This window comes from Pantoea sp. X85, assembly GCF_029623675.1.
Taxonomy (GTDB): Bacteria; Pseudomonadota; Gammaproteobacteria; order Enterobacterales; family Enterobacteriaceae; genus Pantoea; species Pantoea leporis.
Genome location: NZ_CP121108.1, coordinates 697,389 through 710,639 on the forward strand (window position 1 = coordinate 697,389; position 13,251 = coordinate 710,639).

The following is a 13,251-nucleotide window of genomic DNA, read 5'->3' on the forward strand; positions in this document are numbered from 1 at the left end:
GTTAACGCCCCAGATAAACGTCGATAACCCGATCGTCCGCCTGCACTTCGCGTAACGATCCCTCGGCCAAAACCTGGCCCTGATGCAGCACGGTGACGTGATCGGCAATGGTTTCAACAAAGCCCATGTCGTGCTCGACCACCATCAGCGAATGCTTGCCGGCGAGGCTGCGAAACAGCTCGGCGGTGTATTCGGTTTCGGCATCGGTCATGCCGGCTGCCGGTTCATCCAGCAGCAGCAGATGCGGGTCCTGTACCAGCAGCATGCCGATTTCCAGAAACTGCTTTTGACCGTGCGACAGCAAACCGGCTTTGCGCTGACGCTCGCCGCCCAATCGCAACAGTTTTAGCACCTCATCAATGCGATCCTGCTGCTCGCTGTTCAACCGCGCGCGCAGGCTGGCCCACACTGATTTGTCGTTTTTCAGCGCGATTTCCAGATTCTCAAACACCGTCAGCGCTTCGAATACCGTGGGTTTCTGGAACTTGCGCCCAATACCGGCGCGCGCGATCTCCACCGGCGACATTTTGCTGAGATCGGTATCCTGGTCGTAGATCACCTGGCCATTATCCGGCCGGGTTTTACCGGTGATCACATCCATCAGCGTGGTTTTTCCCGCGCCGTTGGGGCCGATCACGCAGCGCAGTTCGCCCACGCCGATCTTCAGTGAGAGATCGGTGAGCGCACGAAAGCCGTCGAACGACACGTTGATCTTCTCCAGCTGCAATACCGGATCGCTTTGTTCACGATAGCGATCCGAGGGATGAGGTTGGGTAAACAGGTGTTCAGTCATCACGCCTCCGGCGCAGCAGGCCAATCACGCCTCGCGGCAGGAACAGCGTGACCAGGATAAACATCAGGCCAAGGAAAAACAGCCAATATTCCGGGAAGGCGACGGTGAACCAGCTTTTGGCTCCGTTAACGATGGCCGCGCCAAGCAGCGGACCAATCAGCGTGCCGCGTCCGCCCAGCGCCACCCATATCGCCGCTTCAATCGAGTTGGTTGGCGACATTTCGCTGGGGTTGATAATGCCAACCTGCGGCACGTAGAGCGCGCCCGCCAGCCCGCACAGCACCGCCGACAGCGTCCAGACAAACAGCTTGAAGCCTTTGGGATCGTAACCGACGAACATCAGGCGGTTCTCCGCATCGCGCACCGCGGTCAACACGCGGCCAAACTTGCTGCGTGCCAGCGCGAAGCCAATGCCGAGGCTGACCAGCAGCAGCAGCACCGTGGCGACAAACAGCCCAATACGTGTGCCGGTAGCGGTGACGTTAAAGCCGAGCAATGTGGTGAAGCCGGTAAAGCCGTTATTACCGCCGAAGCCGGTTTCGTTGCGGAAAAACAGCAGCATGCCAGCGTAGGTCAGCGCCTGCGTCATGATTGAGAAGTAAACGCCTTTGATTTTCGAGCGGAAGGCGAAGAAGCCAAACACCAGCGCCAGTAAACCCGGCACCAGCATGATCAGGCACAGCGCCCAGGCAAAATGTTGCGTGCCCGCCCAAAACCACGGCAGCTCACTCCATGAAAGAAAAGACATGAACGCGGGCAGGCCGTCGCCGGAGGCCTGGCGCATCAAATACATGCCCATCGCATAGCCGCCAAGCGCGAAGAACAGGCCGTGACCGAGCGACAGCAGCCCGGCGTAACCCCACACCAAATCGAGCGCCACTGCGACCACGGCGTAACAGAGAATCTTGCCGACCAGCGTTAGCGTGTAGGTGGAGATCGCCAGCGGATGGGTGGCGGGCAGCAGGGCGCAGAACGGCAGCGCCAGCAGCAGCACAGCGATCACCACGCCGAGGCTGAGCGTAAGGCGTGGCGCTTTGCGCGCAATAGTTAACGTCATTGGCTGGCTCATCAGTCAATCACCCTCCCTTTGAAGGCAAACAGGCCCTGCGGACGTTTCTGGATAAACAGCACGATCAGCACGAGGATGAGGATTTTTCCCAGCACCGCGCCAATCTGCGGCTCCAGCACTTTGTTAAGAATGCCAAGACCAAAGGCCGCGACCACGGTGCCCGCCAGTTGGCCGACGCCACCCAGCACCACCACGAGGAAGGAGTCGATGATGTAGCCCTGACCGAGCTCCGGCCCGACGTTGCCGAGCTGTGACAGCGCCACGCCGCCGAGTCCGGCGATGCCAGAACCGAGGCCAAACGCCAGCATATCGATGCGTCCGGTCGGCACGCCGCAGCAGTCAGCCATTGCGCGGTTCTGCGTCACGGCGCGCACGCTCAGGCCGAGACGGGTTTTATTCAGCAGCAGCCAGGTGAGGCCCAGCACGGCAAACACGAACAGGATCACCGCGATACGGTTGTACGGCAGCACCAGATTCGGTAACAGCTGCAGCCCGCCGGAGAGCCAGCCTGGGTTAGCCACTTCCAGGTTCTGCGCGCCAAACAGCATGCGCACCAGCTGAATCAGCATCAGGCTGATACCCCAGGTGGCGAGCAGCGTTTCCAGCGGACGTCCGTACAGATGGCGGATGATGGTGCGCTCCAGCAGCATGCCCATGCAGGCGGTGACCAGAAAGGCCACCGGCAGCGCCAGCAGCGGATACCAGGCCAGCCACTGCGGTGCGAACTGCTGGAACAGGCTTTGTACAAACCAGGTGGCGTAGGCACCCAGCATCAGCATTTCGCCGTGCGCCATGTTGATTACGCCCAGCAGGCCGTAGGTGATCGCCAGACCGAGCGCGGCCAGCAGCAGAATCGAACCGAGCGACAGGCCGGTAAACGCCTGACCGAGCAGATCGCCCCACATCAGGCGCTGTTTAATCTGCTTCAGGCTGGCGGCGGCGGCATCACGCACGCTGGCATCGGGTTCATTGCTGGCCTGGGTTAAGCGCGTGAGGCTGGCCTGCATGTTGGGATCGCTGGATTCGCCGAGCAGTTTGACAGCCTTAAGGCGCAGCGCCGCATCCGGGCTGGCGAGTTGCAGGTTGGCCGCTGCCATCAGCAGTACGTCGTGCACTTTCGCGTCTTTTTCCAGCGTCAGACGCTGCTCAATCAGCGGCAGCATATCGGCGACGCCATCATTTTGCAGTTGTTGTGCGGCACGTAAACGGATCGCGGCATCATCGCTCACCAGCTGATGGGCGGCGAGGGCGCTGGCGATCAATACGCGCAGGCGGTTGTTCATGAACAGCTTTTTGGTGTCGCCGTCGGGCTGTTGCGCGCTGTCGAGCGGCTGCAACGCTTCGCCTTGTTTGCTGAACGGCTGCTGTTTTTGGTCGATGACCACGGTTTCATTGCGCAGCGCCTGCAGCAGCGGCAAGCGACTGGCCTGCGGTGCGGCGGCCCACTGCTGGAGCAGCGTGGCTTGTTGCGCGCGGCTGGCGGCCGCGAAGTCTGCGCCATCGCCCGCCTGGGCGAGCCAGGGCAGCAGTAACAGCAGACAGCAGAGATAACGGCGGATTGTCATGGTTCTGGCCCTGATGGTGAGAAGTTGTTTTGGTTTGGATTGGTGTGGCTGTCCCCCTCCTCGGTCCTCCCCCATAAATGGGGGAGGAAGACGTTGCCCAATGCCAGCAATGAACATGCATGTGGCAGCGTCTCCTTCCCCCATTTATGGGGGAAGGCCGGGATGGGGGACAGCCAGCACAACCCCTACTGCGTTGATTTCACCGGATGGTCCGGCTTCTTATCGTTACCCGCGATGTACGGGCTCCACGGCTGGGCGCGTACCGGTTGCTCGGTCTGCCACACCACGTTGAACTGACCGTTCTCTTCCACTTCACCAATCATCACTGGCTTATGCAGGTGATGGTTGGTTTTATCCATGGTCAGGGTGAAACCGTCCGGGGCTTTAAAGGTCTGTCCCGCCATCGCCGCGCGCACTTTATCCACATCGGTGGTGCCCGCTTTCTCTACCGCCTGCGCCCACATGTGCAGGCCAACGTAGGTCGCTTCCATCGGGTCATTCGTCACCACGGTGTTGGCGTTCGGCAGGTTGTGCGCCTTAGCGTAGGCGCGGTAATCCGCGACGAACTTCTGGTTAGTTGGGTTATCCACCGACTCGAAGTAGTTCCACGCCGCTAGCTGACCGACCAGCGGTTTGGTATCAATGCCGCGCAACTCTTCCTCGCCGACGGAGAAGGCGATCACCGGGATATCCGTGGCTTTGATGCCCTGATTGGCCAGTTCTTTGTAGAACGGCACGTTGGAGTCGCCGTTGATGGTGGAGATCACCGCGGTTTTGCCACCGGCAGAGAACTTCTTAATGTTGGAGACGATGGTCTGATAATCGCTGTAACCAAACGGCGTATAGACCTCTTCGATGTCTTTATCCTGTACCCCTTTGGTGTGCAGGAAGGCGCGCAGAATCTTGTTGGTGGTGCGCGGATAGACGTAGTCGGTGCCCAGCAGGAAGAAGCGTTTCGCGCTGCCGCCATCTTCACTCATCAGGTATTCCACCGCCGGAATCGCCTGTTGGTTCGGCGCGGCGCCGGTGTAGAACACGTTCGGCGACATCTCTTCGCCTTCGTACTGCACCGGATAGAACAGCAGGCCGTTCAGCTCCTCAAACACCGGTAGCACCGATTTACGCGATACCGAAGTCCAGCAGCCAAACACCGCCGCCACTTTGTCTTGGGTCAGCAGCTGGCGCGCTTTCTCAGCGAAAAGCGGCCAGTTGGAGGCCGGATCGACCACCACCGGTTCCAGCTTTTTGCCCAGCACGCCGCCTTTGGCGTTGATCTCATCGATAGTCATCAGCGCCACATCCTTCAGCGGCGTTTCGGAGATCGCCATGGTGCCGGAGAGCGAGGACATAATGCCCACCTTGATGGTGTCAGCAGCCTGCGCCGCAAAGGCAAAGCCCATGCTGGCCACAGAGGCAGAGAGCGCGAAAGCCTTGAGCAACGAACGTCTTTTCATCAGTAAAACCCTCACGATGTTTGTATTGTTATTCAATGGGTTGAAGTCGAGCCTGCTGTAACATATGCAATGTGATCTTTCTGACCTCTGCCTTACTGACGGCGATGTGGTCGGTTAAAATGCGCTGCGCCTCCTCGGTTTGTTGCTGGAAAATCGCCCGTAAAATCTGAGCGTGCTCGCGGTATGTCGCCTCCATTCGGTCGTCTCGGGTAAAATCGAGACGGCGAATGATGCGGATTTTTTCGGTCAGTTCGGCGTGGATGCGCGCCATCTCCTGATTGCCAGCGGCGGCCACCAGCGCCATGTGAAAGGCTTCATCCTGCGCCGAAACCGCTTTGCCATCCGCCAGAGGCGGTGCATCCATCCAGAAGCTTTTCAGCGCGGTGAGCATGTCGATGCACTGCGGTGCGGGCAGTGCGCACAAGCGGCGCACCGCTTCGCACTCCAGCACGGTGCGAAAGTCGTACAGCTCTTCGAAATATTCAAAGTCAAACGGCTTCACCTGCCAGCCGCTGCGGAACCACACTTCGACGTAGCCCTCGCGCTCCAGCCAGAACAGCGCCTGACGCACCGGCGTGCGGCTCACTTCCAGCCGATCGGCGATTTCGTTTTCGCTGAAGCGATCGCCCGGCATCAGTCGGAACTCAAAAATGTCCTGTTTCAGCGCCTGATAAACCTTTTCGGCCAGTGCTTCCGGACGACCTTTGCTACGAGGGCTCGTGTTCATGCCAGCTCCTTATTCCAGCCACAGCAGGGCATCGCCCGGACTCACCGGACGTCCTGCCTGGCAGGCAATGCGTTTCACCGTGCCGGCCTGCGGCGCGACAATCGCCAGTTCCATTTTCATCGCTTCCACGATGATCAGCGTTTGACCGGCTTCCACCGCGTCGCCCGGCTGCACCAGCACTTTCCAGATGTTGCCGTTCATATCGGCGCACACCGCCAGCGCATCGTCGTCGGCTTCGGCCACCACCAGCGTCTCCTCGCTGGTGAGCGGCGCGTTCTGCTCTTCCTGCGCCCACAGCGTCACTTCCTGTTCGAAGGCGGCGGACTGACGCTGGCGGAAATCACTGATCGATGCGGCATTTTCCGCCAGGAATTGATGATGGGCGGCGAAGTCGAAGACCGTTTCTTCGATGCGCACCGTGGCGCGGCCTTCGCGGAAGTCATCGCGCAGCTGCGTCAGTTCGTTTTCCGTTACCGGATAAAAGCGCACCTGATCGAAGAAGTGCAGCAGCCACGGCTCGTCGGCCGCAAACTGCTCGTTTTTCAGGAACTTGTTCCAGATTGGTAGTGTGCGGCCCACCAACTGATAGCCGCCGGGTGAATCCATGCCGTAGATGCACATGTACATGCCGCCAATGCCGACCGTGCCTTCGGCGGTAAAGGTGCGCGCCGGGCTGTATTTGGAGCTCAGCAGGCGATGGCGTGGATCGATCGGTACCGCGCACGGCGCGCCGAGATAGACATCGCCAAGGCCGAGAATCAGGTAGCTGGCATCAAAAAGGGTGTCGCGCACCGCTTCGCGGCTCGGCAGGCCATTAATACGCTGGATAAAATCGACGTTATTTGGCAGCCACGGCGCGCTGGCACGCACGGTTTCCTGATAACGTTCGACCGCGCCGAGCGTGGCGCTATCTTCGAAGGCCATCGGCATCCAGACAATGCGCGACGGCACTTTCAGCTGGCTGACATCGCCGAGCCCGGCTTCCAGTTCCAGCAGCAGCTGCATCAGCTGTTTCTGGCTGAGAATCAGGCTGTCGTAGCGTACCTGCAGAGAGCGCACGCCCGGCGACAGCTCTTCCACGCCCGGCACCGCGCGTTCACGTAGCGCATTCATCAGCAGATGCACGCGCAGACGCAGCGCCAGATCCAGCACGTTATCGCCGTACTCAATCAGCACATATTTGTCGCCCGCCTGGCGATAAACCGCCGCTGGCGTGGTTGCCGTGGCGGGGAGCGCCGCCAGCAAGGTGGCGGAACCGATAGCGCTGGCTGCTAAAGAGGGCACCGCAAAGGCCGGCGCGTGGCTGCTGCGCAGCGTGGCCACGCTGTGCGCCTGCGCTTTTTCCAGCGCCACCGCTTCGTCGGCGCTGATTGGGTGGAAGCGAATTTTATCGCCCGGTTTCACCTGGCCGACTTTCCACAGTTCGGCTTTGGCGATGGTCACCGGGCAGACGAAGCCGCCGAGGCTAGGGCCGTCGTGCGTCAGGATCACCGGGAAGTCGCCGGTGAAGTTCACCGCGCCGATGGCGTATTCGCAGTCATGCACGTTGGACGGATGCAGGCCGGCTTCGCCGCCGTTGGCGCGCGTCCATGTCGGTTTCGGGCCAACCAAACGCACGCCGAGGCGGTTGGAGTTGTAGTGCACCTGCCAGTCGCTGGCAAAGAACTCATCAATCGCCGCCTGAGTGAAGAAATCCGGTGCGCCATGCGGTCCATACAATACGCCGATGCGCCATTCAGTGCCGTAGTGCGGCACCAGCGCATGATCGAGCGCCTGCGGTGCGCTGACCGGCGCGGGCGTGGTGCAGGCGGCAAGCTGCGGCTGGGAGATTGGCAGCATGTCGGCGACGCGCAGAGTGCGTCCGGCGTGGCCGCCAAACTGGCCGAGCGAGAAGGTTGAGCGGCTGCCGAGATATTCCGGCACGTCGAAACCGTTGCGTACCGCTAAGTAGGTGCGACAGCCGCTCTGTGCACGGCCCAGCGTCAGGGTTTGTCCCGCTTTGACGCTGACGGGCTGCCAGTACGCGATGCTTTCACCATCGACATCCGCCGCGCAATCAGCGCCTGTCAGGGCGATGACGGCATCGCTGTGGAAGCGCAGCGTCGGGCCTTGCAGAGTGAATTCGAGGCCCGCGGCGCTGTCGTGGTTGCCGACAATGCGGTTGGCCAGGCGGAAGGCGAAATCGTCCATTGGGCCGGACGGTGGCACGCCGATATCCCAGTAGCCGAGGCGGCCAGGGAAATCCTGAATGCTGCTGAAAGTACCGGGTTGCAGCACTTCAATCACGCTGGCGGCTGGCGTGAAGCTATCAAGGAAACGCGTCCAAACGTTGCCGCTGCGGAAGGCGTCGGTGGCGACGATCTGGCGCAGATAATCGAGATTGCTGGCGATGCCATGCAGCTGCGTGGCGTCGAGCGCCTGCTGCATCTTCGCCAGCGCCGCTGCGCGCGTGTCGGCATGCACGATCAGTTTGGCGACCATCGGATCGTAAAACGCCGAGACTTCGGTGCCGGTAGCGATCCAGCCATCAACGCGCACGTCATCCGGGAAACTGACGTGGGTCAGCACGCCGGGGCTGGGCTGGAAGTTTTTCAGCGGATCTTCGGCGTAGATACGCACTTCAATCGATGCGCCAGCGGGCGCTTGCTGCAGGCGCGCCCAGTCGAGGGCATCGCCAGCGGCGACTTTCAGCATGCACTCAACCAGATCGAGGCCGGTGACGCATTCGGTGACAGGATGTTCAACCTGCAGGCGGGTGTTTACTTCGAGGAAGTAGAAGGCATCTTGTTCGGCGTCGTAGATGTATTCCACCGTACCGGCGCTGCGATAATTCACCAGCTCGCCAAGGCGTACTGCAGAAGAGAGCAGCGCTTCACGCGTTGCCTGCGGCAGATTGGGGGCAGGCGTCTCTTCCACCACTTTCTGGTTGCGGCGCTGCAGCGAACAGTCGCGTTCGCCGAGCGCGATCACTTTGCCGCTGCCGTCGCCAAAAATCTGCACTTCAACGTGGCGCGCGCGATCGATGCAGCGTTCTAAAAACACGCCCGCATCGCTGAAGAACTGCTCGCCAAGGCGGCGCACGCTCTCCCACGCATTGCGCAGCGCATCGGCGTCGGCGCAGCGCGTCAGGCCAATGCCGCCACCGCCTGCCGTGCTTTTCAGCATCACCGGATAGCCGATGGTGTCGGCGGCGCTTAAAGCTTCTTCCAGCGAACTCAGCAGCGGCGTGCCCGGCGTCATCGGCACGCCTGCGCTGGCGGCGAGCTCACGCGCGCGGTGTTTCAGGCCAAACTCGCCAATCTGCTGCGCGGTGGGGCCGACAAAGGCGATGCCGGCTTTTTCACAGGCATCGGCAAACGGCAGGCTTTCTGACAGGAAACCGTAGCCCGGCCAAATGGCTTGCGCGCCGGTTTCCTGCGCGGCGGCGAGGATTTTATCGATGCGTAAATAGCTGTCGCTGGCTTTGTCGCCGCCGAGGGCGATGGCGACGTCTGCTTCTTTGACGTGGCGCGCGTTGCGGTCAGCATCGGAATAGACGGCGACGCTTTTCACGCCGAGGCGTTTTAAGGTGCGAATGGCGCGGCAGGCGATTTCGCCACGGTTAGCAATCAGAACGGTGCTGAACATGCTTATTTACTCCCCAGAGAGGCCAGCCAGTTGCGCCAGCCGCCAAATTCGGTAATTTCCAGCGCCTGCGACAGCACCGCCGGTTCACAGATAAAGCCTTTTACGATGCGTCCGTCGGCCAGCGTCAGCGAGCCAATGCCGAGCGGGGCCGGGATTTCCGCCACGAACTCGCCAAAGCGCGCCAGCGGGATATCCCACAGTTCCACGGTGATCGCCGCACCGCTCTCGCCACGCAGCAGGCCCGGCTTCTTAATCGGGCCATCGAGCAGGGCGAACAGACGGTAATGGCTGGCGGTTTGCGTCTCCTCGACCAGCACCGCCTGGCGCGTGGTGAGCTGGAAGTTGAGCGGCATGCCGGTGAGATGCGCACCCACCACCGCCACGCGGACGTGATCGGTTGAAATCGGCAGCGCGTATGATTGTGCGGGCGCTGCTTTGCCAGTGGCACCGAGCGGCAGCGCCATCTGCTGCTGCCAGCGCAGGCCAAAACCAGCCAGTGCGCGATCGTGCCACGCAGGTGCAATCAGCGTGATGCCGGCGGGCAATCCATCGGCGCGGAACGGCGCAGGCAGCGCCAGCGCGCTGAGATCGGCCAGGTTGGTGAAATTGGTGTAGGTGCCGAACTGCGAGTTGTAGTGCACCGGCTCCTGCTGCATTTCGTCCAGCGTATGGATGGTTGGCGAGGTGGGCACCAACAGCGCATCGAACTGCGCCAGCGTTTGCTGAATCTGGCGCGTCAGTTCGGCGCGTAGGTATTCCGCCTGATAGGCTTCCACCGCCGTGTATTTCAGGCCGCTGCTGACGATGCCGTACACCACCGGATCCATCTCTTCCGGGCGATGGATCATCTCGCCCACCGCCACGGTGCGCTCGGCAACCCACGGACCGTAATAGAGCTGCTCGGCGAGTTGATGGAACAGAGAAAAATCGATTGGATGCAGTGTGGCGCCGCCGGCCTGCAATTGCTCCAGCGCCGCCAGCCAGGCCGCTTCGGCTTGCTTGTCGCCGAAGAATTCAGGCGTGGCGGGAATGGCGAAATCGGGCTGCGCTTTGAAGCTGGCTGGCGCGGTGTGCGGATTGCTGCGCGAATAGGCATCGCCCGCGTCATAGCCGCCCGCTGCGGTAGCCACCGCGAAGGCATCTTCGACGGTTAACGCGAAAACGGAAATGGTGTCATTGAGGCGGCAAGCGGGCACCACGCCGCTGGCAGAGAACCAACCTTTGGTCGGCTTGAGGCCGACAATGTTGTTAAAACCGGCGGGCACGCGGCCCGAACCGGCGGTGTCGGTGCCGAGCGAGAAGCCCACCAGACCGCGCGCCAGCACCGACGCAGAACCGGAGCTGGAGCCGCCGCTGACGTAATCAGGATTGAAGGTGTTGCTCACCGCACCAAACGGCGAACGCGTGCCGACTAAGCCGGTGGCGTATTGGTCGAGGTTGGTTTTGCCAATCACCACCGCGCCTGCTGCTTTGAGCTGCGCGACAACAAAGGCATCGGCTTCGGCGGTGTAGGTGAAGGCCGGGCAGGCGGCGCTGGTCGGCCAGCCAGCGACATCAATATTATCTTTTACCGCAAACGGCACACCAAACAGCGGCAGCGCCGCCGGGTTGCGCTGATAGCTCGCCAGCAGCGGTTCAATCTGTGCCTGCAGCTGCGCGGGCGTGGCAAGATAGAGCCACGCGTTATCCTGCGCGTCGATGGCGTCGAGATGAGCCGCCAGCAAGGCGGTAATCTGTTGTGGATTCTGTTGGTAACTGCGTTGCCAATCCTGGAGCGTAAAGCCAAAGGTCGATGCCATGAGTGAATTCCAACTGGTATACAAGATGGAATTCAACAGAGCAAAGTGCGTGCCATTTTTGTAAGCCGATGAAACCGCGTAGTTAATTGATGTGTAATACGTTTTTCTGATGATAAATTGCACAACGGCGGCGCAAACGCTGCGCAACGGCGGTGCGCGAGCGTAAATTTTGTGAAGAACATGGCAAGAGACGGTTGGCCTGGTTAGCATGAAAGAAGTCTGGCATGAGCTGGATCGCAGCACTGAGAGGAGAGCGTAATGGAGAAGTGGCGTTACTGGATGCTAGGGATCTGTCTGGTCAGCACGGCCAGCAGCGTATGGGCCGATTCGCTGGATCAGCAGCGACAGCGCTATGCGCAAATCAAGCAAGCCTGGGATAACAAACAGATGGACCAGGTGACGCAGCTGATGCCGACGCTGCAGGATTATCCGCTTTATCCTTATCTGCAATATCGCCTGCTGGCGCAGGATCTCGATCAAGAGACGCCGCTGGCGGTGAAGAACTTTATTCAACAGTATCCTACGCTGCCACCGGCGCGCTCGCTCTCAACGCGCTTTGTGAATGTGCTGGCAAACCGTCAGGATTGGCAGGGCGTACTCAGCTTCAGCCCGGATGAACCGAAACCGGTGCAGGCGCGCTGTAACTGGTATTACGCTAAGTGGGCGACCGGCCAGCAGCAGGCGGCGTTTGCCGGTGCGAAAGAGATTTGGCTGCGCGGCACCGCGTTGCCGAACGACTGCGACAAGCTGTTTTCGGTATGGCAAGCCAGCGGGCAACTCTCGCCGATCACCATTCTCGAGCGTATTCGTCTGGCGATGAAAGCCGGTAACGACAGCCTGGTGAATTACCTGGCGAAAATGCTGCCGGCGGATTATCAAACCACCGCCAGCGCGCTGATTGCGCTGCAGCAGAATCCGCAAACCGTCACCACCTTTGCCAGCAGCATGGGACCCACCGATTTCACCCGCATGGCGACCAGCTATGCCTTCGCCCGCGTGGCGCGTGAGGATATGGATAACGCGCGCATGATGATCCCGCAGCTGGTGCAGGCGCAGAAGATGAGCCAGGCCGATGAGCAGGATCTGAAAGAGACCGTGGTGTGGCGCATGATGGGCGCGGATCTCACCAGCGAGCAGGCGCGCTGGCGTGATGCGGTGGTGATGAACAGCGAATCTACCGCGCTGGTGGAGCGCCGCGTACGCCTGGCGCTGAGCCAGAACGATCGTCGTGGTCTCAATACCTGGATCGCGCGTTTGCCGGTGGAAGCCAAAGAGAAAGATGAGTGGCAATACTGGCAGGCGGATTTGCTGATTTCGCAGGGCCGCAAAGAGGAAGCCAATGATATTCTGCGGAAGCTGATGCAGGCGCGCGGCTTCTATCCGATGGTCGCGGCGCAGCGTTTGGGCGTGGAGTATCCGTTGCAGGTCGACAAGGCTCCGGCAGCCGACAGCAGCGTGACGCAAGGTGCGGAAATGGCGCGCGTGCGTGAGCTGATGTATTGGGGGCTGGATAACCTGGCACGCAGCGAGTGGGCCAATCTGATCTCCAGCAAAACCCGTTCGCAGCAGCAGATGCTAGCGCGTTACGCTAACGAGCAGGATTGGTGGGATCTCAGCGTGCAGGCCACCATCACCGCGAAAATGTGGGATAGCCTGAAAGAGCGCTTCCCGCTGGCGTGGCAAAACCTTTACCAGCAATACACCAGCGACAAAGGCATTCCGCAGAGTTATGCGATGGCGATTTCACGCCAGGAGAGCGCGTGGAATCCGAAAGCGCGTTCACCGGTGGGCGCCAGCGGATTGATGCAGGTGATGCCCGCTACGGCGACGCATACCGTGAAGATGTATAACATTCCCGGCTATGTGAACAGCAGCCAGCTGCTGGATCCGCAGACCAATATTCAGATCGGTACGCAGTATCTGGAGTATGTCTATCAGCAGTTTGGTCAGAACCGCATCTTCTCTTCGGCCGCCTATAATGCCGGTCCGGGACGCGTGCGCAGCTGGCAGAAAACCAGCGGTGGTAATCTGGATGCGGTGGCGTTTATCGAAACCATTCCGTTCTCCGAAACGCGTGGCTACGTGAAAAACGTGCTGGCCTACGATGCCTATTACCGCTACTTCATGGGCAAGCCGGACAAGATTCTCGCCGACAGTGAGTGGAATCGCCAGTATTGACTGTGCTATGCTTCCGTACTCGTTAATGAGTACGGAAGC

General features: G+C 60.5%; 8 protein-coding genes. 1 reads left to right on the plus strand and 7 read right to left on the minus strand.

The genetic code is table 11. The features are described 5' to 3' along the window. Position 1: 1 nt before the first annotated feature. From urtD to atzF, 7 genes are all read right to left on the minus strand, one after another. Complete coding sequence (gene urtD / locus P6287_RS03195; RefSeq protein ID WP_277974500.1) at positions 2–793, minus strand: urea ABC transporter ATP-binding protein UrtD; 792 nt, start codon at positions 791–793, stop codon at positions 2–4. Further along, on the minus strand, positions 786–1,862 hold the full coding sequence (urtC, locus tag P6287_RS03200) for an urea ABC transporter permease subunit UrtC (protein ID WP_277974501.1): 1,077 nt from the start codon (positions 1,860–1,862) through the stop codon (positions 786–788). Before urtC ends, urtD begins: the two co-directional genes overlap by 8 nt. After that, the gene (gene urtB, locus P6287_RS03205; RefSeq protein WP_277974502.1) at positions 1,862–3,427 is read right to left on the minus strand and encodes an urea ABC transporter permease subunit UrtB; all 1,566 of its coding nucleotides are present in this window, start codon (positions 3,425–3,427) and stop codon (positions 1,862–1,864) included. The genes urtC and urtB overlap by 1 nt, the downstream gene beginning before the upstream one ends. 185 nt (positions 3,428–3,612) lie before the next feature. After that, positions 3,613–4,881, minus strand: coding sequence for an urea ABC transporter substrate-binding protein (gene urtA / locus P6287_RS03210; RefSeq protein ID WP_110867492.1), 1,269 nt, complete (start codon positions 4,879–4,881; stop codon positions 3,613–3,615). Positions 4,882–4,909: 28 nt separating this feature from the next. Continuing rightward, positions 4,910–5,608 (minus strand): GntR family transcriptional regulator, encoded by a 699-nt coding sequence (locus tag P6287_RS03215; RefSeq protein ID WP_192412422.1) that lies wholly within the window; start codon positions 5,606–5,608, stop codon positions 4,910–4,912. Between the two features lie 9 nt (positions 5,609–5,617). Continuing rightward, positions 5,618–9,235: an urea carboxylase gene (gene uca, locus P6287_RS03220; RefSeq protein WP_192412421.1), complete on the minus strand. Its 3,618-nt coding sequence runs from the start codon at positions 9,233–9,235 to the stop codon at positions 5,618–5,620. A gap of 2 nt (positions 9,236–9,237) precedes the next feature. Beyond that, a complete protein-coding gene (gene atzF, locus P6287_RS03225; protein WP_192412420.1) occupies positions 9,238–11,034 on the minus strand; it encodes an allophanate hydrolase in 1,797 nt (598 codons plus the stop codon). Between the two features lie 258 nt (positions 11,035–11,292). Between atzF and sltY the strand changes: the two genes are divergently transcribed. Beyond that, positions 11,293–13,212 carry a murein transglycosylase gene (gene sltY, locus P6287_RS03230; protein ID WP_110867496.1) on the plus strand — a complete coding sequence of 640 codons (1,920 nt, stop codon included), beginning with the start codon at positions 11,293–11,295 and terminating at the stop codon, positions 13,210–13,212. Positions 13,213–13,251 lie beyond the last annotated feature (39 nt).

What these genes read in the sequence shown, in the direction of transcription:
- urtD (WP_277974500.1), bottom strand. Translation starts at nt 793, where the DNA reads ATGACTGAACACCTGTTTACCCAACCTCATCCCTCGGATCGCTATCGT.
- urtC (WP_277974501.1), bottom strand. Translation starts at nt 1,862, where the DNA reads ATGAGCCAGCCAATGACGTTAACTATTGCGCGCAAAGCGCCACGCCTT.
- urtB (WP_277974502.1), bottom strand. Translation starts at nt 3,427, where the DNA reads ATGACAATCCGCCGTTATCTCTGCTGTCTGCTGTTACTGCTGCCCTGG.
- urtA (WP_110867492.1), bottom strand. Translation starts at nt 4,881, where the DNA reads ATGAAAAGACGTTCGTTGCTCAAGGCTTTCGCGCTCTCTGCCTCTGTG.
- P6287_RS03215 (WP_192412422.1), bottom strand. Translation starts at nt 5,608, where the DNA reads ATGAACACGAGCCCTCGTAGCAAAGGTCGTCCGGAAGCACTGGCCGAA.
- uca (WP_192412421.1), bottom strand. Translation starts at nt 9,235, where the DNA reads ATGTTCAGCACCGTTCTGATTGCTAACCGTGGCGAAATCGCCTGCCGC.
- atzF (WP_192412420.1), bottom strand. Translation starts at nt 11,034, where the DNA reads ATGGCATCGACCTTTGGCTTTACGCTCCAGGATTGGCAACGCAGTTAC.
- sltY (WP_110867496.1), top strand. Translation starts at nt 11,293, where the DNA reads ATGGAGAAGTGGCGTTACTGGATGCTAGGGATCTGTCTGGTCAGCACG.